The sequence below is a fragment of the Arsenicicoccus sp. UBA2120 genome, assembly GCF_002330965.1.
GTDB classification, from domain to species: domain Bacteria; phylum Actinomycetota; class Actinomycetes; order Actinomycetales; family Dermatophilaceae; genus Arsenicicoccus; species Arsenicicoccus bolidensis.
Genome location: NZ_DCYC01000031.1, coordinates 14,443 through 39,640, shown reverse-complemented (window position 1 = coordinate 39,640; position 25,198 = coordinate 14,443). Strand labels below are relative to the sequence as shown.

Annotated in this window: 22 protein-coding genes; 8 read left to right on the top strand and 14 right to left on the bottom strand. The window is 71.7% G+C overall.

The features are described from left to right. Positions 1 to 217 precede the first annotated feature (217 nt). From B2P18_RS04140 to B2P18_RS04115, 6 genes are all read right to left on the bottom strand, one after another. Positions 218 to 1,747 carry a UDP-N-acetylglucosamine 1-carboxyvinyltransferase gene (locus tag B2P18_RS04140; protein WP_286956004.1) on the bottom strand — a complete coding sequence of 510 codons (1,530 nt, stop codon included), beginning with the start codon at positions 1,745 to 1,747 and terminating at the stop codon, positions 218 to 220. 209 nt (positions 1,748 to 1,956) lie between these two features. Continuing rightward, positions 1,957 to 4,074 (bottom strand): 3-hydroxyacyl-CoA dehydrogenase NAD-binding domain-containing protein, encoded by a 2,118-nt coding sequence (locus B2P18_RS04135; protein WP_239264892.1) that lies wholly within the window; start codon positions 4,072 to 4,074, stop codon positions 1,957 to 1,959. Next, complete coding sequence (locus B2P18_RS04130; protein WP_029210041.1) at positions 4,071 to 5,303, bottom strand: thiolase family protein; 1,233 nt, start codon at positions 5,301 to 5,303, stop codon at positions 4,071 to 4,073. Before B2P18_RS04130 ends, B2P18_RS04135 begins: the two co-directional genes overlap by 4 nt. A 147-nt stretch (positions 5,304 to 5,450) precedes the next feature. Then, a complete protein-coding gene (locus B2P18_RS04125) occupies positions 5,451 to 6,701 on the bottom strand; it encodes an HRDC domain-containing protein (protein ID WP_286956000.1) in 1,251 nt (416 codons plus the stop codon). Between the two features lie 52 nt (positions 6,702 to 6,753). Next, positions 6,754 to 7,344, bottom strand: coding sequence for a response regulator transcription factor (locus B2P18_RS04120; protein ID WP_019284784.1), 591 nt, complete (start codon positions 7,342 to 7,344; stop codon positions 6,754 to 6,756). Positions 7,345 to 7,449: 105 nt separating this feature from the next. Next, positions 7,450 to 8,031, bottom strand: a complete 582-nt coding sequence (locus B2P18_RS04115; RefSeq protein WP_286955998.1) for a DUF3000 domain-containing protein — start codon at positions 8,029 to 8,031, stop codon at positions 7,450 to 7,452. A 79-nt stretch (positions 8,032 to 8,110) separates the two neighbouring features. Between B2P18_RS04115 and hemE the strand changes: the two genes are divergently transcribed. The 3 genes from hemE to B2P18_RS04100 all read left to right on the top strand — a co-directional run bounded on the left by hemE (position 8,111) and on the right by B2P18_RS04100 (position 9,981). Beyond that, a complete protein-coding gene (gene hemE, locus B2P18_RS04110) occupies positions 8,111 to 9,172 on the top strand; it encodes a uroporphyrinogen decarboxylase (protein WP_239264898.1) in 1,062 nt (353 codons plus the stop codon). Positions 9,173 to 9,265: 93 nt separating this feature from the next. After that, the gene (gene secG, locus B2P18_RS04105) at positions 9,266 to 9,511 is read left to right on the top strand and encodes a preprotein translocase subunit SecG (RefSeq protein ID WP_019284786.1); all 246 of its coding nucleotides are present in this window, start codon (positions 9,266 to 9,268) and stop codon (positions 9,509 to 9,511) included. 119 nt (positions 9,512 to 9,630) lie between these two features. Next, positions 9,631 to 9,981 carry an RNA polymerase-binding protein RbpA gene (locus tag B2P18_RS04100; RefSeq protein WP_019284787.1) on the top strand — a complete coding sequence of 117 codons (351 nt, stop codon included), beginning with the start codon at positions 9,631 to 9,633 and terminating at the stop codon, positions 9,979 to 9,981. A gap of 123 nt (positions 9,982 to 10,104) precedes the next feature. Here B2P18_RS04100 and pgl read toward each other — a convergent pair whose 3' ends face one another. From pgl to tkt, 5 genes are all read right to left on the bottom strand, one after another. After that, a complete protein-coding gene (pgl, locus tag B2P18_RS04095; RefSeq protein WP_034250896.1) occupies positions 10,105 to 10,872 on the bottom strand; it encodes a 6-phosphogluconolactonase in 768 nt (255 codons plus the stop codon). Next, positions 10,869 to 12,155, bottom strand: a complete 1,287-nt coding sequence (locus tag B2P18_RS04090) for a glucose-6-phosphate dehydrogenase assembly protein OpcA (protein ID WP_286955993.1) — start codon at positions 12,153 to 12,155, stop codon at positions 10,869 to 10,871. The genes pgl and B2P18_RS04090 overlap by 4 nt, the downstream gene beginning before the upstream one ends. Then, positions 12,152 to 13,693, bottom strand: a complete 1,542-nt coding sequence (gene zwf, locus B2P18_RS04085) for a glucose-6-phosphate dehydrogenase (protein WP_239264904.1) — start codon at positions 13,691 to 13,693, stop codon at positions 12,152 to 12,154. Before zwf ends, B2P18_RS04090 begins: the two co-directional genes overlap by 4 nt. 205 nt (positions 13,694 to 13,898) lie before the next feature. Then, on the bottom strand, positions 13,899 to 15,005 hold the full coding sequence (gene tal / locus B2P18_RS04080) for a transaldolase (protein WP_286955990.1): 1,107 nt from the start codon (positions 15,003 to 15,005) through the stop codon (positions 13,899 to 13,901). A 4-nt stretch (positions 15,006 to 15,009) separates the two neighbouring features. Beyond that, on the bottom strand, positions 15,010 to 17,235 hold the full coding sequence (gene tkt, locus B2P18_RS04075; RefSeq protein WP_019284792.1) for a transketolase: 2,226 nt from the start codon (positions 17,233 to 17,235) through the stop codon (positions 15,010 to 15,012). 249 nt (positions 17,236 to 17,484) lie between these two features. On the opposite strand from tkt, the gene B2P18_RS04070 reads away from it, so the two are divergent. Beyond that, complete coding sequence (locus B2P18_RS04070; RefSeq protein WP_019284793.1) at positions 17,485 to 18,456, top strand: heme o synthase; 972 nt, start codon at positions 17,485 to 17,487, stop codon at positions 18,454 to 18,456. Positions 18,457 to 18,755: 299 nt separating this feature from the next. On the opposite strand, the gene B2P18_RS04065 is transcribed toward B2P18_RS04070, so the two are convergent. The 3 genes from B2P18_RS04065 to B2P18_RS04055 all read right to left on the bottom strand — a co-directional run bounded on the left by B2P18_RS04065 (position 18,756) and on the right by B2P18_RS04055 (position 21,222). Further along, positions 18,756 to 19,697, bottom strand: a complete 942-nt coding sequence (locus B2P18_RS04065; RefSeq protein ID WP_029210046.1) for a COX15/CtaA family protein — start codon at positions 19,695 to 19,697, stop codon at positions 18,756 to 18,758. 74 nt (positions 19,698 to 19,771) lie between these two features. Continuing rightward, positions 19,772 to 20,518 carry an ABC transporter permease gene (locus B2P18_RS04060; protein ID WP_019284795.1) on the bottom strand — a complete coding sequence of 249 codons (747 nt, stop codon included), beginning with the start codon at positions 20,516 to 20,518 and terminating at the stop codon, positions 19,772 to 19,774. Next, complete coding sequence (locus tag B2P18_RS04055; RefSeq protein WP_286955989.1) at positions 20,515 to 21,222, bottom strand: ABC transporter ATP-binding protein; 708 nt, start codon at positions 21,220 to 21,222, stop codon at positions 20,515 to 20,517. Before B2P18_RS04055 ends, B2P18_RS04060 begins: the two co-directional genes overlap by 4 nt. Before the next feature lie 192 nt (positions 21,223 to 21,414). On the opposite strand from B2P18_RS04055, the gene B2P18_RS04050 reads away from it, so the two are divergent. The 4 genes from B2P18_RS04050 to B2P18_RS04035 are packed head-to-tail and all read left to right on the top strand — an operon-like array spanning position 21,415 to position 25,197. Further along, positions 21,415 to 22,191, top strand: a complete 777-nt coding sequence (locus B2P18_RS04050; RefSeq protein ID WP_019284797.1) for a helix-turn-helix transcriptional regulator — start codon at positions 21,415 to 21,417, stop codon at positions 22,189 to 22,191. Then, positions 22,188 to 23,609: a Fe-S cluster assembly protein SufB gene (gene sufB, locus B2P18_RS04045; RefSeq protein WP_019284798.1), complete on the top strand. Its 1,422-nt coding sequence runs from the start codon at positions 22,188 to 22,190 to the stop codon at positions 23,607 to 23,609. The genes B2P18_RS04050 and sufB overlap by 4 nt, the downstream gene beginning before the upstream one ends. After that, positions 23,609 to 24,841, top strand: a complete 1,233-nt coding sequence (gene sufD, locus B2P18_RS04040; RefSeq protein WP_286955987.1) for a Fe-S cluster assembly protein SufD — start codon at positions 23,609 to 23,611, stop codon at positions 24,839 to 24,841. The genes sufB and sufD overlap by 1 nt, the downstream gene beginning before the upstream one ends. After that, positions 24,838 to 25,197, top strand: coding sequence for a non-heme iron oxygenase ferredoxin subunit (locus tag B2P18_RS04035; protein WP_029210050.1), 360 nt, complete (start codon positions 24,838 to 24,840; stop codon positions 25,195 to 25,197). The genes sufD and B2P18_RS04035 overlap by 4 nt, the downstream gene beginning before the upstream one ends. Position 25,198: the final 1 nt, after the last annotated feature.

Here is a 25,198-nt window from a genome sequence, read left to right as displayed (position 1 = left end):
CTCCGAGGGTCGGGATGGGTGCGAGGGGAGTCTAGAGCGAGCACAGCACGGGAGGGGCGTTGGGAGTGCGCAGGGAGTGCGCGGGGCACGAGGGCGCGCAGGGCGTCGAGAAGGGCCCGCCCCACGATACGTGGCGCGGACCCTCGCCGGGCGCGATGCTGCGGACCGGACGACGGGCCGGCGACGCGGTGCCGCCGCCGGCCCGTCGCCCGGCGGATCAGATGTCGCGGAAGGTGCTGACGCCCGCACCGAGGGCGGTGAGCCGCTCGGCGAGGTCCTCGTAGCCGCGGTTGATGACGTAGACGTTGCGCAGCACCGACGTGCCCGGGGCCGCCAGCATCGCCAGGAGCACGACCACGGCGGGACGCAGCGCGGGCGGGCACACCACCTCGGCCGGACGCCAGCGGGTCGGCCCGCTGATCATCACCCGGTGCGGGTCGAGGAGCTGCACGTTGCCGCCCACGCGGGTCAGCTCGGTGAGGTAGATCGCGCGGTTCTCGTAGACCCAGTCGTGGATCATCGTGGTGCCCTCGGCCGTCGCCGCGATGAGGGCGAAGAACGGGAGGTTGTCGATGTTGAGCCCTGGGAAGGGCAGCGGGTGGATCTTGTCCCGCGGCGCCGTCAGCGGCCCAGGCACGTGCGTCAGGTCGACCAGGCGGGTCTTGCCGTTGCCCGAGAGGTACTCCTCGGACAGGGTGTAGCGCATCCCCATGGTCTCGAGGGTCGCGAGCTCGATCTCCATGAACTCGATGGGGACCCGCTTGATGGTGATCTCGGACTTGGTCACCACACCGGCGGCGAGCAGGGACATGGCCTCGATCGGGTCCTCCGAGGGGGAGTACTCGACGTCGCGGTCGATCACGCGCTGGCCGCGGACCGTGAGGGTGGTGGTCCCGATGCCGTCGACCTCGACCCCGAGCTCCTGGAGGAAGAAGCAGAGGTCCTGGACCATGTAGTTGGGCGAGGCGTTGCGGATGACGGTCTCGCCCTCGTAGCGGGCAGCGGCCATCAGGACGTTCTCGGTCACGGTGTCGCCGCGCTCCGTCAGCACGATCGCCCGGCGCGGCCAGGTGTCGGGGGAGACCTCGGCCTGGTAGGCCCCCTGGGTCGCCTCGACGGCGAGCCCGAAGTGGCGCAGGGCGATGAGGTGGGGCTCGACCGTGCGGGTGCCGAGGTCGCAGCCTCCGGCATACGGCAGGGAGAAGTCGTCGAACTCGTGCAGGAGGGGGCCGAGGAACATGATGATCGTGCGGGTGCGCTTGGCCGCGGCCTCATCCATCGAGGCAAGGTCGATGGTGGCGGGGGGCGTGATGCGCAGGTCGTTGCCGCCGTCGACCCACTCGGTGCGGACGCCGATGCTGCTCAGGACCTCGAGGATCCGATTGACCTCCTCGATCTTGGCGAGGTTGCGCAGGGTGGTCGTGCCCTTGTTGAGCAGGGAGGCGCACAGGGTCGCGACGGCGGCGTTCTTGGAGGTGCGCACCTCGATCGACCCGGCGAGGCGACGCCCGCCCTCGATGCGTAGGTGCTGGGGCCCGGAGTGGCCCATGGAGACGAATTCGGCCTCCAGCTCCTTGCCCAGGGCGGCCAGCACGTCGAGGCTCAGGTCGTGGTCGCCCGCCTCGATCTGCTCGATGTCGGTGCCGGTCATCCCGACCCGCTCGGCGAGGTCCTGGGTGGTGAACCCGCGTCGGACGCGCGCCTCGCGGACGAGCGTGCCGATGCGGCGGAGGTAGCCATCAGTCATGCCTTCCATCGTAGGTCAGCGAGAGCCGCTCGCCCGGATTCGTCCGCCTCCTCGGAGTGGCACCAGGGCAGACGGCGAGGAGCGCGGTGACGTCCCCCGACGACGGTCGTTGCTCGTGCGCAGGCCGCCCGGACGGTGCGCCGGCGTCGATGGACCGGTCCGACCATGCTGCCACGCAGCCTGGCCGGACCGGTGAACCCGTCGCTCGGTCAGCGGGTTGCGTCGGCGGCCCCCGCGGGCAGGAAGCGACGCCCCGTGACGCGCTCCGACGTGCCGGTCCGGTCGAGCAGCGGCGTGAGCCCGCCGTTCCAGAACTGGAAGCCGGCACCGGTGATCATGGCCAGGTCTAGGTCCATGGGGGCGCTGACGACGCCGCCGTCCAGCATGATCCGGGCCTCCTCGGCCAGGCCCGCCAGCACGCGCTCGCGCACCTGCTCCGCGGTCAGGACCTCAGGGTCCGCCGGCGTCTCGTGCAGGGCCAGGACCTCCGGGTCCAGCACCGTGCGCCCGTCGACCTTGGTGTAGTAGCCACGCTTGCCCGCCTCGACCACGCGACGCAGGTTGGGCGAGACGTAGAACCGGTCGGGGAAGGCCGCGGCGAGCGTCTCGTTGTTGTGCAGCGCGATGGCCGGACCGACCAGGCCCATGAGGACGAACGGCGGCATGGGGGCGACCCCTGCGAAGCCCTGGTCCGCCACGTCGACCGGCGTCCCGGCGTCGACGATGCGCGCCATGTCGGACATGAACCGACCGAGTAGCCGGTTGACGATGAAGGACGGTGAGTCCGCGCACAGCACGGTGGTCTTCTTGAGCGTCCTGCCGACGGCGAAGGCCGTGGCCAGCGTCGCGTCGTCGGTGCGCTCGCCCGAGATGATCTCGAGCAGCGGCATGACGGCGACCGGGTTGAAGAAGTGGAAGCCCACCACGCGCTCGGGGTGCTGCAGCCGCGAGGCCATCTCGGTGATGGACAGCGACGAGGTGTTGGTGGCGAGCACGCACTCGGGCGAGACCACGGCCTCGACCTCGGCCCACACCTGCTGCTTGACCGACATCTCCTCGAAGACCGCCTCGACGACGAAGCCGGCGTCGGCCATGCCGTCCTTGGACGTGTCCCCGGTGATGAGGGCCTTGTAGCGGTTGACCTGGTCGGCGCTCAGCCGACCCTTGGCCGCGAGCGTGTCGATCTCGGTGTGGACGTAGCCAACTCCCTTGGCGACCCGCTCCTCGTCGAGGTCGGTCATGACGACCGGCATCTCGAGGCGCCGGACGAAGAGCAGCGCCAGCTGGCTTGCCATCAGGCCGGCCCCGACGATCCCCACCTTGGTCACGGGGCGCGCGAGCGCCTTGTCGGGGGCACCGGCGGGTCGCTTGGCCCGCTTCTGCACCAGGTCGAAGGCGTAGAGCCCGGCGCGCAGCTCGTCGCTCATGAGCAGGTCGCCGAGGGCCTCGTCCTCGGCCGCGAAGCCCTCCTCGCGGCTCGTCGTGCGAGCCGCCGCCAGCAGGTCCAGGGCGCGGTATGCCGCCCGCGACCGGCCACCCGTGCGCTGCGTCACGGTGCGCCGGGCCGCCGCGACGGCGGCGTCCCAGCGGGACTCGTCGCGGTCGACCTCGGGGCGCTCGACGGTGACGGCGCCGGTGAGGACGTCCGCCGCCCAGGCGACGGAGCGAGCGAGGAAGTCCGCGGGCTCGAGCACCTCGTCGTACATCCCCAGGCGGGCCGCCTGGACACCGCTCAGCATGCGGTTGTTGGACAGCGGGTTGTCGACCACGACCGTGAGGGCGCCCTCGACGCCGACGAGGTTGGGCAGCATCCAGCAGCCGCCCCAGCCGGGCACGAGGCCCAGGAAGACCTCGGGGAGCGCGACGGCGGGGACCGAGGAGCTGACGGTGCGGTAGTCGCAGGCGAGGGCGATCTCGACGCCGCCGCCCATGGACGCGCCGTTGACGAAGGCGAAGGACGGGACGCCCAGCGAGGACAGCCGGGAGAATACCTCGTGCCCGAGCAGGCCCATGGCGACGGCCTGCTCGCGGTCGGTCACGCGCGGGACGCCCGTCAGGTCGGCCCCCACGGCGAACACGAAGGGCTTGCCGGTCACGCCGACGGCGGCGATCTCGCCGGCGGCGGCGCGCTCGGCGCAGCGGTCGAGGACGTCGCGCAGCTCCAGCAGGCCGCGCGGGCCGAAGGTGCTGGGGCGGGTGTGGTCGTGGCCGTTGTCGAGGGTGATCAGCGCCATGGTCCCGACGCCGCCGGGGAGCTGGACGTCGCGCTCGAGCGCGTGGGTGACGACCTCGTCGTCGAAGGCTGCCAGCAGGTCGGTGTCGGTCATCGCTGCTGCTCCTGCGGGTCGGTGGACGGGCGGTAGTCGGCGTGGTGCGGGTTCTCCCAGATGACGGCGCCGCCCATGCCGATGCCGATGCACATCGCGGTCATGCCGTAGCGCACCTCGGGGTGCTCGGCGAAGTGGGCGGCCAGCTGGGTCATGAGGCGGACGCCGGACGAGGCGAGCGGGTGGCCGGTGGCGATCGCGCCACCCCAGGGGTTGACCCGGGCGTCGTCGTCGGCGATGCCGAAATGCTCGAGGAAGGCCAGCACCTGCACGGCGAACGCCTCGTTGAGCTCGAACAGCCCGATGTCCTCGATGCTCAGGCCGGCCTGGGCGAGGGCCTTCTCGGCGGCCGGGACCGGGCCGTAGCCCATGACCTCGGGCTCGACCCCGACGAAGGAGTAGGTGACCATCCGCATCTTGACGGGCAGCCCCAGCTCGGTCGCGGCCTCCTCGGACGCGAGCAGGCAGGCGGTGGCGCCGTCGTTGAGCCCGGCGGCGTTGCCGGGGGTGACCCGCCCGTGAGGACGGAACGGCGTCTTGAGCGTGGCCAGGTCCGCCATGGTCACCCCGGGGCGGGGCGGCTCGTCGGCCGTGGCCAGGCCCCAGCCCTGCTCCGCGGAGCGGACCGCGACCGGGACCAGGTCGGGCTGGACCTTGCCGGCGGCGTAGGCCTCGGCCAGCTTGCGCTGCGAGCCCACGGCGAAGGCGTCGCTGCGCTCCTTGGTCAGGCTCGGGTAGCGGTCGTGGAGGTTCTCGGCGGTCTTGCCCATGACCAGCGCGGACTCGTCGACGAGCCGCTCGGACACGATCCGCGGGTTGGGGTCGACGCCCTCACCCATCGGGTGCCGTCCCATGTGCTCGACTCCTCCGGCCACGACGACATCGGTGGCGCCCATCGCGATGGACCCGGCGGACGTGGTGACGGCCGTCATGGCACCGGCGCACATGCGGTCGATCGAGTAGCCCGGGACGGTGCTGGGCAGTCCGGACAGCAGCGCTGCCATCCGGCCGAGGGTGAGCCCCTGGTCGCCGATCTGGGTGGTGGCCGCGACGGCGACCTCCCCGATGCGCTCGGGTGGCAGGGACGGGTTGCGGCGGACGAGCTCGCGGATGCAGGCGATGACCAGGTCGTCGGCGCGGGTCTGGGCATAGATGCCCTTGTCCCCGGCTCGGCCGAACGGCGTGCGGACGCCGTCGACGAAGACGACCTCGTGCAGGGTGCGGGGCACGGTGGCCTCCCAGGTCGAGGTGATCGGTACCCGTCGGATGCTACTTGCGGGTAATCCCGATGTCAGCACCAGCGCGCCGGGACGTGACGGGACCCACGTGCCGAGCCCCACGTGACGGGACCCACGCGCCGAACCCCGTCCTCCGGCCTAGGCCCGCGGGGGATAGGGGTTGTCCGACGCGGCCTCGGCCAGCAGCGGGGAGACGAGGGCCGCCTGCCACGGTCGGGCTCCGAGGTCGAGGAGGATCTCGCTGAAGCCGTGGGCCGACTCGTCCTCCGGGGGCGCCCAGATGACGCGCCGCCGCGTGTCGGGGGTGAGGAGGTTCTCCGCAGGGATGCTCACGCTGGCGCTCAGCCCGGTGACGAGCTCCTTGACGGCGCCGAGCCGGGCCGCGGCGACCGGGTCCTTGTCGGCCCAGGCACGTTGCGGGGGTGGTCCCTCGCTGGGGAGGTGGTATGCCGGGAGCTCGTCCTCCGGCAGGAGCATCGCGCGGTCCACGGCGGCGAGCCACACCTGCGGGTTGCGCTGCACGGCGCGGGGGGTGCGGCGGGGGCCGTCCGCGCCGGACGGCAGGGCCAGCTCGACGATCGCGGCGTCGCCGAGCACGCGTCCGGGGCTGCAGTCCCGGTCCTGGGCCAGGCGGTCCCGGGTCTCCCACAGCTCGCGCACGACCGCCAGGCCGCGCCGCGTGCGGACCTTGTGCAGGCCGGAGGTCTTGCGCCACGGGTCGACCTTGGGCGCCGGTCCGCGGAAGTGGGTGAGGGCCTCGAACTCCTCGGCGGCCCAACCGGACTTGCCCTGGGAGCGCAGGTCCTCGTCCACGGCGTCGCGCAGGTCCACGAGCACCTCGACGTCGAGCGCGGCATAGACGAGCCACGGCTCGGGCAGGGGCCGGGTGGACCAGTCCTGGGCGCTGTGCTCCTTGGCGAGGGTGATGCCGAGGTAGTGCTCCATCGCGGCGGCCAGTCCCACGCGGGGCCGGCCGGCGAGCCGCGAGCCGAGCTCGGTGTCGAACAACCGGGTGGGGTGCAGCCCCAGGTCCGCGAGGCACGGCAGGTCCTGGGTCGCGGCGTGCAGCACCCACTCGACGTCGGCGATCACGTCCTGCAGCTCGGACAGGTCGGGGCACATGACGGGGTCGATCAGCCAGGTGCCGGACCCGGCCCGGCGCAGCTGCACGAGGTAGGCCTTCTGCCCGTAGCGGAAGCCGGAGGCGCGCTCGGCGTCGATGGCGATCGGGCCGTGCCCGGCGGCGACGGAGGCGACCAGCTCCCGCAGGCGACGCTCGTCCTCGACCACGGGCCGCAGCGGCTCCGCGGGCGCCGAGACCAGGCGGGGCTCGGGGGTCTCCGCAGGAGCGTCCGCGGTGGGGTCGTCGATAGAGGTCAGGTCCGTCACGCCCTCCAACCTAACGCCCCGCGAGAGGTGTCCCGCGGCGACGTCCCGGCGGTCAGGTGATGAGGCCGCGGCGGAGCGCGGTGTAGGTCATCGCGGCCCGGTCACCGGTGCCGAGCTTGCGGGCGATGCGCGCCAGGTGGCTCTTGACCGTCAGGGCCGAGAGGCCGAGGGAGGCCCCGACCTCCTTGTTGGTCTTGCCCTGCGACACCAGCTGCAGGACCTCGACCTCGCGGGCGGAGAACTGCTCGTTGCCGGCTCCCCGGGTCCCCGGACCGGCCGGCGGCTGCCCGCCGGTGCGGATGTAGGCCCGGACACCGGTCTTGAGCGCACCCCGGACGTAGATCGGGTCCTCGGAGTCCGACAGCACGATCGTGCGACGCCACCCCCGGGCGCGCAGCTCGTGCAGGAGCGGGATGCCGGAGCCGTCCGGCAGGGTCAGGTCGGCGATGCAGAACTCGCCGGCCGGCACCTCGCGCGCCACGATGCGGGCGCGCTCGATGGTCTGCGCCTCGATGATGTGCCCCTCGGTGATGCGGCCGAGCGCGCGGCGCACCATGGCTCCCGTGTGCGGCCCCGCCGAGATGACCATGGCGCTGATGGGCTGCGGGCGTGCCATCCGGGCGTTCTTGGTGATGACGCTCACGGTGCCCCCTCCGTCTCTCCTGCACGACAGTGCTGATGTTGAAGACTGTAGAACAGGACTAGTGCCGAACGGGTGAGATTGGCCGACTTTCGTGACTGCCCGTGGTCACCGACGCGAGGTGAGCAGGGCGACGCCCTCCGGCAGCGGGGGCAGTCCCCCCAACGTGCACAGCAGCTGGGTCCAGGCCTCGAAGTGTGCCGCCAGGTCGTCGTCGACCGGCGTCCACGAGGCGCGGATCTCCATCTCGACCGTCGTCGCCTCGCCCTCGAGCTCACCGAACCGCTCGCTCACCACGTGGGTGACGGTGCCGGCCAGGGCGGTCGCGCTCGCCCCGGCGTCCGCGATGGCGTCCTCGAGCCAGGTCCAGCCCACCGCCCCGAGGGCGGGGTCGCCGGCGAGCTCGGTCTCCAGCGCGGCCTTGGCGAAGGTCACGACCCGCCACTGCCCCTCCCACTGCTCGGGGGAGGACGGGTCGTAGAGCACGACGAACCGGCCGGAGGCGACGTCCTCGTCGGTGCGCCGGTCGGGCACGACGTCGGCGGCCAGGGCCACGGAGAAGGGCGCCAGCCGCCCGGGGGCAGGCACCTCCTCGACGAGCACCTCGGGCCGACGCCGGGCGTCGCGCAGCCGGGCGAGCACCGCGTCGAACCGGCGCGCGCTGTCGTCCGTGAGGGGTCGATCGGCCACCTCACGAGGCTATGCGGACGACCACGCGAGGCCCGGGCGGCGCGCCGACCGCCCGGTCGGTCGTGCGAGGATCGTGCGCGTGGACACCCCTGCAGCCAGCCCGGCTCCCTCGACCCCGGCCGACAGCCTTCTCGTGCGCGCCGCCCGCCGTCAGCCCGTGCCCCACCCCCCGGTGTGGTTCATGCGCCAGGCCGGTCGCTCCCTCCCGGAGTACCGCGCGGTGCGTGAGGGCACCACGATGTTCGAGGCCTGCCGCAACCCGGAGCTCACCACCGAGATCACCCTGCAGCCCGTGCGCCGTCATCACGTCGACGCCGCGATCTTCTTCAGCGACATCGTGGTGCCGCTGGCCGCCGTCGGGGTCGACGTCGACCTCGTGGCCGGCGTCGGGCCGGTCATGGCCGAGCCGTTCCGCACCCGGGCCGACCTGGACCGGGTCCCGGAGCTGAGCCCGGACATGGTCCCGTACGTCACCGAGGCGGTCCGCCAGACCGTCGCCGCGCTCGGTGGGACGCCCCTCATCGGGTTCGCCGGAGCGCCGTTCACCCTGGCGTCATACCTGGTCGAGGGTGGGCCGTCCAAGAACCACGAGCGCACCAAGGCCCTCATGCACGGGGACCCGCAGCTGTGGCACGATCTGTGCGCCCGGCTCGCCCAGATCTCCGGCACCTTCCTGCGGGTGCAGGCCGAGGCCGGGGCCTCCGCCGTCCAGCTGTTCGACTCCTGGGTCGGGGCCCTTCCCCGCCGCACCTACGAGGCGCAGGTGCAGGAGCACTCCGCCGCCGTCCTGCGCACGGTGGCCGAGGCGACCGACGTGCCGCGCATCCACTTCGGGGTCGGCACGGGGGAGCTGCTCCCGGCGATGGGAGCGGCCGGGGCCGACGTCGTGGGCGTCGACTACCGCGTGAACCTCCTCGACGCCGTCGAGCGCCTCGGACCGGGGTATGCCGTGCAGGGCAACCTCGACCCGGCGCTGCTGTTCGCGCCCTGGGACGCCCTGGAGCGCGAGGTCCGACGCATCGTGGACGAGGGCCGCGAGGCTCCGGGCCACATCTTCAACCTCGGCCACGGGGTCCTGCCCAGCACGGATCCGACGGTGATCACCCGCGTCGTCGAGCTCGTCCACGAGCTGGGCCGGTAGCATGGGTGCTCGCGCCCGGTCCCGCCGGACGCCGCTCTCGACCCGTCCCGCCCGACGGCCCACCACCGGGCCGTCCCGACAGATGGTTGCCGCATGACCGTAGTCAAGATCGTCCTCGAGGTGCTGCTCGTCCTGGGCGGCCTCTTCCTGACCCTGCTGATCCTGCTCCACAAGGGCAAGGGCGGCGGCATGTCCGACATGTTCGGCGGCGGGGTGTCCAACACCCTGGGCGGGTCCAGCGTGGCCGAGCGCAACCTCGACCGCTTCACCATCGCCGTCGCGATCGTCTGGTTCGCGTGCGTCGTCGCGCTCGGGCTGATCCAGCGGTTCAGCGGCTGACGGCAGCCGCTCACCGGAGCCGGCGGCTCCCTGCGGAGCCGCCCTCCCACGCACTTGCGGGCACCTGGGCCCGCCCCGGTCCTGCAGCCAGTCGGGACCGGTAGCTCGAGGAGAAACCCATGTCGGGTGGTAACGCCATCAGGGGCAGCCGCATCGGAGCAGGCCCCATGGGCGAGGTGGAGCGCGGCGAGTCCGCGCCGCGGCTCGTCATCAGCTACTACTGCGCCCGCGGTCACGAGACCCGCCCGGCCTTCTCGCAGGAGGCCGGCGACGACGTCCCGGCCGAGTGGGACTGCCAGCGGTGCGGGCTGCCCGCCGGGCTCGACCCGGACGACCCACCCAACCCGCCGCGCACCGAACCCTACAAGACCCACCTGGCGTACGTGAAGGAACGACGCAGCGACGCCGACGGCCAGGCGCTGCTCGACGAGGCGCTCGCCGGTCTGCGGCGCCGCGGCCTGATCACGTAGCAGCGCGGCCGGATCACGTAGCAGAGGTCCCGCCCCGGTCGCCGACCACCATCGTCGGGCGGCCCGGGGCGGGTCGGCCGGTCAGGCAAGCTCGAACAGGGCAGGTCGATCAGGGCAGGTCGATCAGGGCAGGTCGGCGGCAGCGGCCTCGTCGACCAGCCAGAGCGTCCGGCGCCGACCGGTGACGCCGGCGGCGGGCGCCTCGTTCACGTCGGCCCCTCCGGTCGCAGCCGCGACGGCCTGGGCCTTGTCGCCGCCCGCGACCAGCAGCCACACCTCGTCGGCCGAGCACAGCACCGGCAGCGTCAGCGACAGCCGGGCCGGCGGAGGCTTGGGCGAGTCCTCCTCGGGCACCACGGTGCGGTCGGTGAGGCCGAGCGTGTCCTTGCCGGGGAAGAGGCTGGCGACGTGCGCGTCGGGGCCGACGCCGAGCATCACCACGTCGAAGGTCGGTGCGCCCTCGCCCCCGCGGTCCGACGTCCCCGCCACCCGCGCGAGCTCGGCGGCGTAGCGCTCGGCCGCCGCACCGATGTCGTCGCCCTCGGGATCGTCGATCGCGGGCATCTCGTGGACGTGCTCGGGGTCCAGCCCCAACGCGTCCATGCGGCCGAGCCCCGCCTCGCGCGCCTGGGTGGCGTTGCGGTCTGCGGACTCGCGGTCGACATACCGCTCGTCGCCCCACCACAGGTGCACGAGCTCCCACGAGACTGCAGGGGCGGCGGGGGAGTCGACGAGCGCCTCGATCAAGGCGTTGCCCATCGAGCCGCCGGTGAGGACGACGTGCGCCTCGCCGTGCTGGGCCTGCGCGTCCGTGATCGCCGTGACGAGGCGGGCGGCGATGGCGGCGGCGAGGGTCGCCTTGTCGGGGTGGACGATCACCTGCGAGGTCATGAGGATGCCTTCTTGCCGGTGGACTTCTTCGTGGACGACTTCGTGGTGGTGGACCTGGAGCCGGACGACTTCGTCGCGGCCGGCTTCTTGGTCGCGGATGCCTCCGCGGCCGGCGCGCTGCCCTGGCCGACCGTCGGCCCGTCGGAGACGCGGCTGCCGATGCGCTTCTGCCCCTCGGCACGGTGCCCGACCTCGGAGTCCGTCGCCTTGTCGGTCGCCACCACCTGGTCGCGCTCGGTGTCGACGGTCACCATGTCGCTGGACGTCTGCCGCGACCTCTCGCCGGCACGGCGGGCCATCAGGCGCGCCTCGTCCGGCGACGGCGCCTTGCCGGCCCGCACGAGGGCGCTCGCCAGCGAGGACCGGTCGGTCACGCGCCGCAGCCCCTCGACCAGGGCGAGCTCGTAGACCTCGTCGGGGTCGAGCCGGCGCAGCTCGTCGGTCAGGCAGTCCGCGTCGGACCGGCGCGTGAGCCCCACCCGGCGGACGGGCTGATCGGGGTGCGAGAGGGTGGCGATGGTGGTGCCCTCGGGCCGGACCAGGTCCAGGGGGCCGGAGGGTCGGTCGAGGCGGACGCTGATCAGGCCCGAGCCCTGGGGGCTGCGGCCTCGCGTCACCGGCACGTCCAGGGCCTCGGCGAGCCAGCCCGCGAGCAGGTCGGTGGCGGAGGAGTCGATGCCGCCGACCACGACCGCGCCTGTGACCGGCTCGTAGGGCTGCTGGTCGAGCGCCGCCGCGAGCAGGGCCCGCCACAAGGTGATGCGGGACCAGGCGAGGTCGGTGTCGCCCGGGGCGTAGTTCTTGGCCCGGCGCTTGAGCTCGGCGTGCGGGTTCTTGGCGACGGCCGAGTCGTTGATGCGACGCTGGCACATCGCGCCGACGGGGTCGCTCGCCAGGTCGGTGGGCGCATCGCAGGGCCACCACCCGACGACGGGGGAGTCCGGCAGCAGCAGCGGCAGCACGAGCGCCTCGCCGTGGCCGTTGACCTCGCCGTACAGACGCATCACGACGACCTCGGAGGCCCCGGCGTCCCCGCCGATACGGATCTGCCCGTCGACGCGGCTGGAGCCCCGGCGGTTGCCGTGGACCAGCGCGACCACGCGGCACGGATGCATGTGCGAGGCCTCGATGGCCGACTCGATGGCATCCTCGGCCCGGTCCTCGTCCACGACGATGATGAGCGTGAGCACCCGGCCGAGGGCCATGGCTCCGCTGTCGTTGCGGATCTGGACGAGCTTCTTGGTGAGGGCGGAGGTCGAGGTGTTGGGCAGGTCGATGATCACGGCATCCTCCACTCGCGGCCGTCACGGGCCATCATCTCGTCGGCACTGGCGGGTCCCCACGTGCCGCTGGGGTAGGGCTCGGGCCGGCCGTTCGCCGCCCAGTACTCCTCGACCGGGTCGAGGATGCCCCAGGACAGCTCGACCTCCTCGTTGCGCGGGAACATCGACGGCGCCCCGAGCAGGACGTCGAGGATGAGCCGCTCGTAGGCCTCGGGGGACTTCTCGGTGAACGAGTTGCCGTAGGTGAAGTCCATGGTCACGTCGCGGACCTCCATCTGCGCGCCCGGCACCTTGGAGCCGAAGCGGAGCGTGATGCCCTCGTCCGGCTGGACCCGGATGACGATGGCGTTCTGCCCCAGCTCCTCGGTCTCCGTGTCGTTGAACGGCAGGTGGGGGGCCCGCTTGAAGACCACGGCGATCTCGGTGACCCGCTTGCCCAGCCGCTTGCCGGTCCGCAGGTAGAAGGGGACGCCGGCCCAGCGGCGGGTGTCGACCTCGACCTTCATGGCGGCGTAGGTCTCGGTCGTCGAGCCGGGCTTCATGCCCTCCTCGTCGAGGAAGCCGACGACCTTCTCGCTGCCCTGCCAGCCCTCGGCGTACTGCCCCCGGGCGGTCGAGGCGCCGAGGTCGTCGGGCAGCCGCACCGAGGCGAGCACCTTCTCCTTCTCGGCCCGAAGGTGCTGGGCGGTGAAGGCGGTCGGCTCCTCCATCGCCGTCAGCGCGAGCAGCTGGAGCAGGTGGTTCTGGATGACGTCGCGGGCCGCGCCGATGCCGTCGTAGTAGCTGGCCCGACCGGCCACGCCGATGTCCTCGGCCATGGTGATCTGCACGTGGTCGATGTGGTGGGAGTTCCAGACCGGCTCGAACAGCTCGTTGGCGAAGCGCAGGGCCAGGAGGTTCTGGACCGTCTCCTTGCCGAGGTAGTGGTCGATGCGGAAGACCGAGTCCGGGGCGAAGACGCCCTCGACGATGTCGTTGAGCTCGCGCGCCGACTCGAGGTCGTGGCCGAAGGGCTTCTCGATGACGACACGGCGCCACTGGCCCGGCTCGGCCTCGGCCAGGCCGCTGCGTTCGAGCTGCTGGCACACCTGCCCGAAGAAGCCCGGCGGGATCGACAGGTAGAACGCGGTGTTGCCACCGGTGCCGCGATCGCGCTCCAGCTGCTGCACCGTCTCGGCGAGCAGGTCGAAGGCCTCCTCGTCGTCGAACGTGCCGGGCACGAAGCGGATGCCCTCGGCGAGGGCCTTCCACGTCGACTCGCGGAACGGCGTGCGCGCGTGCTCCTTGACGGCGTCGTGGACGATCTGGCCGAAGTCCTGGTCCGCCCAGTCGCGCCGGGCGAAGCCCACGAGCGAGAAGCCCGGCGGCAGCAGGCCCCGGTTGGCGAGGTCGTAGATCGCCGGCATGACCTTCTTGCGGGACAGGTCGCCGGTCACGCCGAACAGCACCAGGGCGCACGGGCCCGCGATGTTGGGGAGGCGCTTGTCCCGGACGTCCCGGAGGGGGTTGTGGTCGGCGGTGACTGCGGTGGGGCTCACGTGTGGTCTCCCGTCAGCGGTGGGTGCTCCCGCGGCCGCTCAGCGGCCGGGCGGGTGCGGTGCAACGTTATCGGAGTCGCACCGTGAGAGGGTCGTATGCCGCCGCGGCCCGCCGCACGACGTGCGAGGGTCCCCGCCGTGGTGGCGGGGACCCTCGCACGTCGCTGTGGTGGGGCCGGTCGGCAGCGGTGGGGCTGCTCGAGGTTCAGTGCTTGTCGAGCTCGCCCTGCACGGTCTCGAGGAGCTCGGTCCAGGACTTCTCGAACTTGTCGACGCCCTCGCGCTCGAGCTGCTCGACGACCTCGACGTACGAGATGCCCTGACGCTCCAGGGCGTCCATGACGGCGTCCGACTCGTCGTAGGTGCCGGTGATGGTGTCGCCGGTGATCTCGCCGTGGTCGGCCGCGGCGTCGAGGGTCTTCTCCGGCATGGTGTTGACCGTCTGGGGGGCGACCAGCTCGTCGACATACATCGTGTCCTTGTAGGCCGGGTCCTTAACGCCGGTCGAGGCCCACAGGGGACGCTGCACGTGCGCGCCGTCGTCGGCGAGGTTGGCCCAGCGCGGCGTGCCGAACTGCTCCTGCCAGGCCTGGTAGGCCAGGCGCGCGTTGGCCAGGCCGGCCTTGCCCTTGAGCGCGGCGGCCTCGTCGGTGCCGACCTCGTCGAGGCGCTTGTCGACCTCGGAGTCCACGCGGGACACGAAGAAGGACGCGACCGAGTGGATCTGCGACAGGTCCCGACCCGCCTCGCGAGCCTGCTCCACCCCAGTCATGAAGGCGTTCATGACGGCGCGGTAGCGGTCCAGGCTGAAGATGAGCGTCACGTTGACCGAGATGCCCTCCGCCAGGACCCGGCTGATCGCCGGCAGACCCTCGACCGTGGCCGGGATCTTGATCATGACGTTGGGCCGGTCGACCGCGGCATACAGCTCCTTGGCGACCTGCACGGTCCGCTCGGTGTCGTGCGCCAGCCGGGGATCCACCTCGATGGACACGCGGCCGTCGACGCCGTCGGTGCGGTCGTAGACGGGACGCATGATGTCGCAGGCGTCCCGGACGTCGGTGGTGGTCAGGGCGAACACCGACCGCTCCACGTCCGCGCCCTCGGCGATGAGCTCCTTGACCTGGGGCGTGTACTTCTCGCCCTTGGCCAGGGCCGACGCGAAGATCGAGGGGTTGGTGGTGACCCCCACGACGCCCTTGGTGTCGACGACCTCCTGCAGGTTGCCGGTGGAGATGCGCTCTCGGGACAGGTCGTCCAGCCAGATGGAGACGCCTGCGGCCGCGAGGGCCTCGAGGTTCTTGCTCGTCATACGATCACTTGCCTTCCTGGCGCTCGGCCGGGGCGGAGGACTCGAAGCCCGGGTCCTTGGAGGCGTAGCCGGGCGCCGTGTCGCCGGGGGTGGGGTCGCCGGACTCAGCGATCGAGGCCTTGGCGGCGTCGACGACGGCCTCCGGCGTGAAGCCGAACTCCGTGAACAGCGTCTTGGCGTCCGCAGACGCACCGAAGTGGTCGATGCCGATGACGCGGCCGGCGTCGCCGACGTAGTCGCGCCAGCCCATGGTGGAGCCGGCCTCGATGCTGACGCGGGCCTTGACGGCCTTGGGGAGCACCTGCTCGCGGTAGGACTCGTCCTGCTGGGCGAACCACTCCTGGCAGGGCATGGAGACGACGCGGGTCGCGACGCCCTGGGCCTCGAGCTGCTCGGCGCCGGCGATGGCGACCGACACCTCGGAGCCCGTGGCCATGACGATCACGTCGGGGGTCGGCTTGCTGCCCTCGACGAGCACGTAGGCCCCCTTGGCGACCTGCTCGACCGAGGTCGAGGACGGGTCCAGGATCGGGAGCGCCTGGCGGGACAGGGCGATGCCGGTCGGGTTGCCGTGGCGGGTCAGGATGGTCTGCCACACGTGGGCGGTCTCGTTGGCGTCGGCCGGGCGGACGACGTCCAGGCCCGGGATCGCGCGCAGCGAGGCGAGCTGCTCGATCGGCTGGTGGGTGGGGCCGTCCTCGCCGAGGCCGATCGAGTCGTGCGTCCACACGAAGATCGAGTCCGCCTCCTGGATCGCCGCCAGGCGCACGGCGGGACGCATGTAGTCCGAGAACACGAGGAAGGTGCCGCCGTAGGGCCGGGTGAGGCCCTCGAGCGCGATGCCGTTGACGATCATGCCCATGGCGTTCTCGCGGACGCCGAAGTGCAGGGTGCGGCCGTAGGGGCCGCCCTGCCACTCGGAGGTCTGCCGGTCCTCGGGCACGAAGGAGGGCTGACCACCCATCGTCGTGTTGTTGGACTCGGCGAGGTCGGCGGAGCCACCCCACAGCTCGGGCAGCACGTCGGCGAGGGCGCCGAGGACCTTGCCGGACGCCGCGCGCGTCGCCAGGCCTTTGTCGTCGGGCTCGAAGGTCGGGAACGCCTCGGCGTAGCCCTCGGGGACCTCGTGGGCCCGGACGCGGTCGAGCAGGGCGGCAGCCTCGGCGTGGGACGAGCGCCACGCCTCGTAGCGCTGGTCCCAGCCCTTGCGCAGCTCGGCGCCGCGGTCGCGGACCTTGCGCACGTGGGCGAGGACCTCGTCGGAGACGTCGAAGGTCTGGTCCGGGTCGAAGCCGAGGAGCGACTTCATGGCCTTGATCTCGTCGTCGCCGAGGGCCGAGCCATGGGACTTGCCGGTGCCCTGCTTGGTGGGGGCGGGCCAGGCGATCACGGTGCGCAGCACGATGAACGTGGGCTTGTCGAGGACCTTGCGGCCCTCCTCGATCGCGGCGTGGAGCGCGTCCACGTCCTCGACGTAGTCCTCGTCGCGGACCCCGTGCTTGGTGCGCCACTCGACCACGCGCACGTCCCAGCCGTAGGCCTCGTAGCGCGCCGCCACGTCCTCGGAGAAGGACACGTCCGTGTCGTCCTCGATGGAGATCTGGTTCTGGTCGTAGATCAGGGTGAGGTTGCCGAGGCGCTGCGTGGCCGCCAGGGAGCTGGCCTCGCTCGCCACGCCCTCCATCATGCAGCCGTCACCGGCGATGCAGTAGACGTCGTGGTCGAAGATGCTCTCGCCGGGGGCGGCCTCAGGGTCGAAGAGCCCGCGCTGGCGGCGCTGCGCCATGGCCATGCCGACGGCGGTCGCGACGCCCGAGCCGAGCGGACCGGTCGTCAGGTCCACGCCGGCGGTGTGGTGCACCTCGGGGTGGCCCGGGGTCTTGGAGCCCCAGGTGCGCAGGGCCTCGATGTCGCCGAGCTCGAGGAGGCCGGCGTAGTACAGCTGGATGTACTGCGTCAGGCTCGAGTGCCCGGCCGAGAGGACGAAACGGTCGCGGCCCAGCCAGTGCGGGTCAGCGGGGTCGTGGCGCATGACCTTCTGGTAGAGGAGGTAGGCGGCGGGAGCGAGGCTGATCGCGGTCCCGGGGTGACCGTTGCCGGTCTTCTGCACGGCGTCCGCCGCCAGGGTGCGCACGGTGTCGACGGCGCGGACGTCCACGTCGCTCCAGCCGACCTGCTCGGCGACGGGGTCGGACACCTGGCGGCCGTTGGCGTGGGGGGTGATGCTCACGTGGTCACACTTCCTTCGTGGTCGGAGTCACATCGAGCCTATCCATTCCTACCCACCGCGCGTGAGGTTGATCCGGCGTGGGCGAGGTCATAGCGGCCGGTGCCGCGCGGCGCGTCGCGCGCCTTCGCTCCCGCTCCCCGGAAGGGATAGGATCGGGGGGCCTATCCGCGACCCCCTGCTGTCGGCGCGAGCGCTCGCCCGGCCCCGACGGCACACGGTTTGGCTCGCGCCCGACGACCGAAGGACACCGTGACAGCTTCGCAGCCGCGCACCGCGCCGCGTGACCGGACCGGTGCCTCGTCGTCGCGCTTCTCCTACACCGTCAAGAACTACATGGCGCTGACGAAGCCCCGCATCATCGAGCTGCTCCTCGTGACGACCTTCCCGGTGATGTTCCTCGCGCAGCGCGGGTTCCCGGACTTCTGGCTGGTCGTCAACACCCTGGTCGGTGGCTCGCTGTCCGCCGGTGCGGCCAACACGCTCAACTGCTACCTGGACCGTGACATCGACCGGCTCATGGCGCGGACGCAGAACCGCCCGCTGGTGACCGGCGAGATCTCCCCGTCGAACGCGATGCGCTTCGGGATCGTCCTCACCGTGGTGTCGACGCTGTGGCTGGGCTTCCTGGTCAACTGGCTGTCGGCGGTCCTGTCGGTCAGCGCGATCCTGCTCTACGTCATCTTCTACACGCTCGTCCTCAAGCGCCGGACCTCGCAGAACATCGTGTGGGGCGGCGTCGCGGGCTGCATGCCCGTCCTCATCGGGTGGGCGGCGGTCACCGAGTCGATCTCGTGGACGCCGATCGTGCTGTTCCTGTGGATCTTCTTCTGGACGCCGCCGCACTACTGGCCGCTGTCGATGCGGTTCAAGGACCAGTACGCCGCCGCCGGCATCCCGATGCTGCCCGTTCTCAAGCAGGACACCTCGGTCGCGCGCCAGATCGTGGCGTACGCCTGGGCGACGGCGCTCATCTCCCTGGTGCTGGTCCCGGTAGCCGGCATGGGCTGGATCTACCTCGTCACGGCGATCCTGTCCGGCGGTCTGTTCCTGCTCGAGTCCTACAAGCTGCTGGGCCGCGCCAAGGACCCCGCCAACGCCACGATGGCCTCGCTCAAGCCCATGCGGCTGTTCCACTACTCGATCACCTACGTGACGCTGCTGTTCATGGCCGTGGCGATCGACCCCCTCGTGCACCTCCCCCTCCCGACCTCCCTCGGCTAGCACAGACCTACCTCAGGTAGTCACATCCGCCCGCCTTCGCACGGCAGGCCGATGTGCCCGAGGCCGGCTGATGTGACCAACCCCGGCTGACGTGACCAACCCGGGCTGACGTGACGTGGGCGGGCTGACGTGACCAACCCGGGCTGATCGTGCTGATCGTGGTGCCGGGCCACCAGCTCGTATGCCGAGCGCCCGCCGCCAGGACCAAACGTTCACCCCGCTCACCCCGCTCACCCCACAACAACGTGTGGGTTTCGTCCGACATTCTTGGACGAAACCCTCACGATCGTGGGGAGCGGTCAGCGGCGACGCGCGGTGAGGACGCCCTGGGTCAGCAGGACCGTGAAGACGGCGGACAGCAGCAGGTGCACCGCGACGACGGCGATCGGGCGGCCCGTGAAGTACTGCACGTAGCCGACCAGGCCCTGCAGCAGCGACAGCGCGAGCGTCCAGTCCCAGGCCCGGCGGAACGGCGCGGGCACGTCCACGAGACGAGACGCGACGACCAGCGCCACCGTCAGCCCGAGGAAGAGCATGACCGCGTCCGCGTGCAGCCAGCTGGTGGCGTGCGGGTCGAAGCCGAAGCGGACGTTCTCGTACTTGTCACCGCTGTGCGGGCCCGAGCCGGTGACGGCGGTGCCGAGCACGCACACGACGCCGCCCACGGCGGCCGCTGCCCAGGCGAGGCGCTGCACGACGGTCGGCACGACACGCTCCGGCGCCGAGTCGCCCTCGCGGTAGCGGTAGAGCAGGTAGGTCGCGTTGGCGACGAGGAACAACGAGATCAGGAAGTGGGGGGACACGGTGCGGGGGTCGAGCCTGGCCAGCACGATGATGCCGCCGACCACGGCCTGGACGAGCACGAAGAACAAGGGGATCGCGCAGGCGTAGACGAAGCGCCGACGGGACCTCCAGAACCGCCGGACGGCGAGGACCAGCACCCAGAGCGCGACGACGACGAGCACGGGTGACATCAGCCGGTTGCCGAACTCGATGAACTTGTGGAACCCCTCGGTCTGGTCGCCCGTCGGGACCAGCGACCCGGGGGTGCACTCGGGCCAGGTGGGGCACCCCAGGCCCGATCCCGTCAGCCGGACCAGACCTCCGGTCAGGATGATCGCGATGTTGCCGACGAGATTGGCGATCAGCGCGATCCACATCCAGTCGCGCGCCCCGCGGGGTGGTGCCACGACGTCCGTGGGGGAGTGGGTCGGTGCGCCGGGGGTGGTCGAGGTGCTCACCCGCCCAGCCTAGTGCGCGCGTGCACAAGCGCTGACGAGGGGCCCGGGTGCGTCCCCGTCGAGCGGCGACCGGGTCAGTCGGACCAGCGGAAGAACCGGGCCGCGGCGGTGCAGAGGATCGCACCCCAGACCAGCAGGACCACCAGGGCCTGCAGCGGCAGCCCGTGGTGCTCGAACGCGGAGCGGAAGCCGTCACCGAGGGCGGCGGACGGCAGGTAGGACACGACCCGGGACCACGGCTCGGGCAGGCTCGACCCGGGGATCAGCACCCCACCGAGCCCCAGCATGAGGACCCACACGAGGTTGGACAGCGCCAGGGTCGCCTCGGCCCGCAGCGTGCCGGCGAACAGCAGCGCGAACCCCACGAAGGTCGCCGTCCCGAGCAGCCAGAACGCGACGAAGGGGAGCACGCCCACGACGTCGGGTCGCCAGCCCATCGCCAGGCCCACGGCCGACAGCACGACGAACTGGATCACCTGGACCGCCATCACCGCGAGGACGCGGGCGAGGACCAGGCCCCCCTTGCCGAGCGGCGACGCCCCGAGCAGCCTCAGCACGCCATACCTCCGGTCGAAACCGGTCTGGATGGCCTGGCCGGTGAACGCGCTCGACAGCACGGCCAGGGCGAGGACGCCGGGCACGACCACGTCCGCGCGGCGGCCGGGTCCGAGGTCGGGCCAGGGCGCCAGCACCCCGCCCACCAGCGCCAGGGCGGGCAGCACGATGGACACGAGCGTCTGCTCGCCGTTGCGCAGGAAGGTGAGGGTGTCGAAGGTCGCCTGGGCGCGCACGCGCGCGGCGGTGGGTGCGGGGCGGCTCATCGGGCCTTCCTCGTCAGCTCGAAGTAGACGTCCTCGAGGGACCGGCCCGCGCACAGGTCGTCGGGGGAGCCGTCCCCGACGACGCGCCCGTCGCTGATGACGACGAGATGGTCGGCGAGGCGCCCGGCCTCCTCGAAGGAGTGGGTCGTGACGACGACGCCGACCCCGCGGTCCCGGGTCTCGCGAACGAGGTCCCAGACGTCGAGGCGCGCGTGCGGGTCGAGTCCGGCGGTCGGCTCGTCGAGGAACACCACCTCGGGGTTGCCCACGAGCGCCGCGGCCAGGGCCACGCGCTGCCGCTGCCCCCCGGACAGACGGCGGACCGTCGTGCCGGCGAAGCAATCGATCCCCAGCCGCGAGACCAGGTCGTCGAGGTGCACCGGGTCGGCATACAGGCTGGACAGGTGGCGCAGGAGACCGACCGGCCTGGCGCCGTTGGGCAGCCCGCCGTCCTGGAGCATCACCCCGACGCGGGCCCGGTGCTCGGCCGACGCGTTCCACGGGTCCGTGCCGAGCACGCGCGCGATGCCCTCGTCGGGTCGCTGCAGGCCCTCAAGGATCTCCATCGTCGTGGTCTTGCCGGCACCGTTGGGCCCGAGGACCGCGGTCACCCGACCGAGCTCGGCGCTCCAGGTCATGTCGTCGACGGCCCGCACCGAGCCGAAGCTCCTGCGCAGCCGCTCGGTGGTCACCGCTACCGTCACGGTCGGCGAGTGTACGCGGGATCCCCGGATCGCCCTGCGGCGGACCGGGTCACGCGCGTGATGATGGAAGGGTCGGCCTGGGCGAGGGCGGCCCGGACCGGGCACCACCCGAGGATAGGCAAGCCTTGGTAGATGCCTCCCAGGGAATTAGGTAACACTGGTGTTGTGTTTATCGGACGTGAGGCAGACGCGATGGGTGACCTGACCCCGCAGCGCGCCCGGACCGTCGAGGCGGTGCGGGAGTCCGGCACGCGCGGACGCGTCCAGCAGTTCGTCTCCGAGCACGGCCCCATCACCGCGACCGCCATCGCCGAGCGGCTCGGCGTCACCACCACCGCCGTCCGCCGGCACCTCGACGCGCTCACCGCCGCCGGGCTGATCGAGGAGCACGCCAGCGCGCCCGCGACCCGTGGTCGTGGCCGTCCGGCCCGCGCCTTCGTCCTCACCTCGGCCGGTCACCAGGCCCTGGACAGCTCGTACGACGACGTCGCCACCTCCGCCCTGCGCTACCTGTCCGAGCAGGTGGGGGAGCACGCCGTCGAGGCCTTCGCCCACCAGCACGTCGCGTCCTTCGAGGACCGCTACCGTTCCCTGGTCGAGGCGGCCGGCGAGACTCCCGAGGCCCGTTCCCGGGTGCTCGCCGAGGTGCTCACCAGGGACGGGTATGCCGCGTCCAGCCGCCCGCTCACGCTGGCGGACGGCTCGACGACGCTGGGCGTCCAGCTGTGCCAGGGTCACTGCCCCGTCCAGCAGGTCGCGTCCGCCTTCCCGCAGTTCTGCGAGGCCGAGCAGCAGGCCTTCTCCCGGCTGCTCGGCGTGCACGTCCAGCGCCTCGCGACGCTGGCGCACGGCGAGCACGTCTGCACCACCTTCGTGCCGGTGAGCGCGCTGAGCGCCCCGCCGGACACCCACACCGACGACCTCATCCACCCCCACCCCACCGACCCCGACGAAAGGTCCGAGCGATGACCACCAACATCGAGGAGCTGAACCCTGGACTGCAGGGTCTCGGCCGATACGAGTACGGCTGGGCCGACAGCGACGTCGCGGGCTCGACCGCCAAGCGCGGCCTGAACCCCGACGTGGTGCAGGACATCTCGTCGCGCAAGAACGAGCCGCAGTGGATGCTCGACCTGCGGATGAAGTCCCTGCGGCTGTTCGACAAGAAGCCCATGCCGAGCTGGGGCAGCGACCTCACGGGCATCGACTTCCAGAACATCAAGTACTTCGTGAAGTCCACCGAGAAGCAGGCCACCTCCTGGGAGGAGCTGCCCGAGGAGATCAAGGCGACCTACGACCGCCTCGGCATCCCCGAGGCGGAGAAGCAGCGCCTCATCGCCGGTGTGGCCGCGCAGTACGAGTCCGAGGTCGTCTACCACCAGATCCGCGAGGACCTGGAGGAGAAGGGCGTCATCTTCGTTGACACCGACACCGGGCTGCGCGAGCACGAGGACATCTTCAAGGAGTACTTCGCCAGCGTGATCCCTGCGGGCGACAACAAGTTCTCCGCCCTCAACACCGCGGTCTGGTCCGGCGGCTCCTTCATCTACGTCCCGCCGGGCGTCCACGTCGACATCCCGCTGCAGGCCTACTTCCGGATCAACACCGAGAACATGGGCCAGTTCGAGCGGACGCTGATCATCGCCGACGAGGGCTCCTACGTGCACTACGTCGAGGGCTGCACGGCGCCGATCTACAAGTCCGACTCGCTGCACAGCGCGGTCGTGGAGATCGTCGTCAAGAAGGGCGCCCGCGTGCGCTACACGACCATCCAGAACTGGTCCAACAACGTCTACAACCTCGTCACCAAGCGAGCCACCTGCGAGGCCGGCGCCACCATGGAGTGGGTCGACGGCAACATCGGCTCCAAGGTCACGATGAAGTACCCCGCGGTCTTCCTGCTCGGCGAGCACGCCCGTGGCGAGACGCTGTCCATCGCCTTCGCGGGCGAGGGCCAGCACCAGGACGCCGGCGCCAAGATGGTCCACGCCGCGCCCCACACCTCGAGCTCCATCGTGTCCAAGTCGGTGGCCCGCGGTGGCGGCCGGACGTCATACCGCGGTCTGGTCCAGATCGCCGAGGGCGCGCACGGCTCCAGGAGCAACGTGCGCTGCGACGCCCTGCTCGTCGACGACATCTCCCGCTCGGACACCTACCCGTACGTCGACGTCCGCGAGGACGACGTGCAGATGGGCCACGAGGCGACGGTGTCCAAGGTGAGCGACGACCAGCTGTTCTACCTCATGTCCCGCGGGATGTCCGAGGAGGAGGCCATGGCCATGATCGTGCGCGGGTTCGTCGAGCCCATCGCGCGCGAGCTGCCCATGGAGTACGCCCTCGAGCTGAACCGCCTGATCGAGCTTCAGATGGAAGGAGCCGTCGGCTGATGCCAGTCGAGCTCAAGTCACCCCCCACCCTCGCCGGGATCCCCGAGGCCTACGTCCCGGACCAGTCGCGCGGCGAGCGCCGCACCTCCTACGACCTGGCGGACTTCCCGGTCCCCAACGGTCGCGAGGAGGACTGGCGCTTCACGCCGGTCGACCGCCTGCAGGAGCTGTTCCAGCAGGCGCCGTCCGACGTGGCCGGCATCAAGACCGACATCCAGGTGCCCGCGGGCATCAAGGTGTCGGAGGTCCCCGCCGGCGACCCGCGGCTCGGCACGGTCCTCACGCCGGCCGACCGCGCCTCGGCCGCGGCCTGGACGTCCTTCGCGGACGGCCACGTCGTGCAGATCCCGCAGGGCCGCGAGTTCGGCGAGGCCGCCCGCCTCACCGTGCGTGGGTCCGACCAGGCGCGCATCAACGGCCACCTGGTCATCGACGCCGGCGCGCACTCCTCGGCGACCGTGCTGCTGTCGCACCAGGGCTCGGCCCAGTGCACCGCCAACGTCGAGATCCGCGTCGGTGACGGCGCGCACCTGACGGTGGTCACCGTGCAGGAGTGGGACGACGACGCGATCCACCTGGCTCAGCACGACGTGCTCGTCGGCCGCGACGCGACCGTCAAGCACATCGCGGTCACCCTCGGCGGCTCGATCGTGCGGCTGTCGACCAACGTGCGGTATGCCGGCCCCGGCGGCTCGGCCGAGTGCCTCGGCGTCTACTTCACCGACGAGGCGCAGCACCAGGAGCACCGGCTGTTCGTCGACCACGAGGCGCAGCACTGCACCTCGAACGTCGAGTACCGCGGCGCCCTGCGCGGCGACACCGCCCACTCGGTGTGGGTCGGCGACGTCCTCATCCGCGCCGCGGCCGAGGGCACCGACACCTACGAGCTCAACCGCAACCTGGTCCTGTCGGACGGCGCGCGCGCGGACTCGGTCCCCAACCTCGAGATCGAGACCGGCAACATCGTCGGCGCCGGTCACGCGGCGGCGACGGGCCGGTTCGACGACGAGCAGCTGTTCTACCTCCAGGCCCGGGGCATCCCCGAGCGCGAGGCCCGCCGCCTGGTGGTGCACGGCTTCTTCGCCGACATCATCAACCGTATCGGCGTGACCGACACCCAGGCCCGCCTGATGGAGGTCATCGACCGCGAGCTCGCCGACTCCGTCGACGCGGCCTTCGCGGCAGCGCCTGTCGCCACCGGGTCCGGGTCGCCGAAGGAGGCCACCGCGTGAGCTACGAGGTCGTCTGCCAGGTCGAGGACATCCCGGTGGGCCGCGTCGCGGCCGCCGAGGTGGACGGCGTGACCATCGCCCTCGCCCGCACGGGCCAGCGCGAGTTCCACGCCGTCAACGACACCTGCACGCACGCCAACGTGTCGCTCTCGGAGGGCGAGCTCGACGGATGCCAGCTCGAGTGCTGGCTGCACGGCAGCTCCTTCGACGTGCGCTCCGGCGAGCCCAACACCCCACCCGCGACCGTGCCCGTCGCGGTCTATCCCGTCATGCTCGAGGGAGACGACGTCCTGGTGGACGTCCACGGGACCCTCGACCAGCGCGTCAGCGCCCAGTCCGCCAGCAAGGAGAACTGAA

Bases quoted from the DNA above. Each gene is read 5' to 3' on its own strand.
- B2P18_RS04140 (WP_286956004.1), bottom strand. From the start codon at position 1,747: ATGACTGATGGCTACCTCCGCCGCATCGGCACGCTCGTCCGCGAGGCG.
- B2P18_RS04135 (WP_239264892.1), bottom strand. From the start codon at position 4,074: ATGACCGACACCGACCTGCTGGCAGCCTTCGACGACGAGGTCGTCACC.
- secG (WP_019284786.1), top strand. From the start codon at position 9,266: ATGACCGTAGTCAAGATCGTCCTCGAGGTGCTGCTCGTCCTGGGCGGC.
- B2P18_RS04100 (WP_019284787.1), top strand. From the start codon at position 9,631: ATGTCGGGTGGTAACGCCATCAGGGGCAGCCGCATCGGAGCAGGCCCC.
- pgl (WP_034250896.1), bottom strand. From the start codon at position 10,872: ATGACCTCGCAGGTGATCGTCCACCCCGACAAGGCGACCCTCGCCGCC.
- tal (WP_286955990.1), bottom strand. From the start codon at position 15,005: ATGACGAGCAAGAACCTCGAGGCCCTCGCGGCCGCAGGCGTCTCCATC.
- B2P18_RS04060 (WP_019284795.1), bottom strand. From the start codon at position 20,518: ATGAGCCGCCCCGCACCCACCGCCGCGCGCGTGCGCGCCCAGGCGACC.
- B2P18_RS04050 (WP_019284797.1), top strand. From the start codon at position 21,415: ATGGGTGACCTGACCCCGCAGCGCGCCCGGACCGTCGAGGCGGTGCGG.
- sufB (WP_019284798.1), top strand. From the start codon at position 22,188: ATGACCACCAACATCGAGGAGCTGAACCCTGGACTGCAGGGTCTCGGC.
- sufD (WP_286955987.1), top strand. From the start codon at position 23,609: ATGCCAGTCGAGCTCAAGTCACCCCCCACCCTCGCCGGGATCCCCGAG.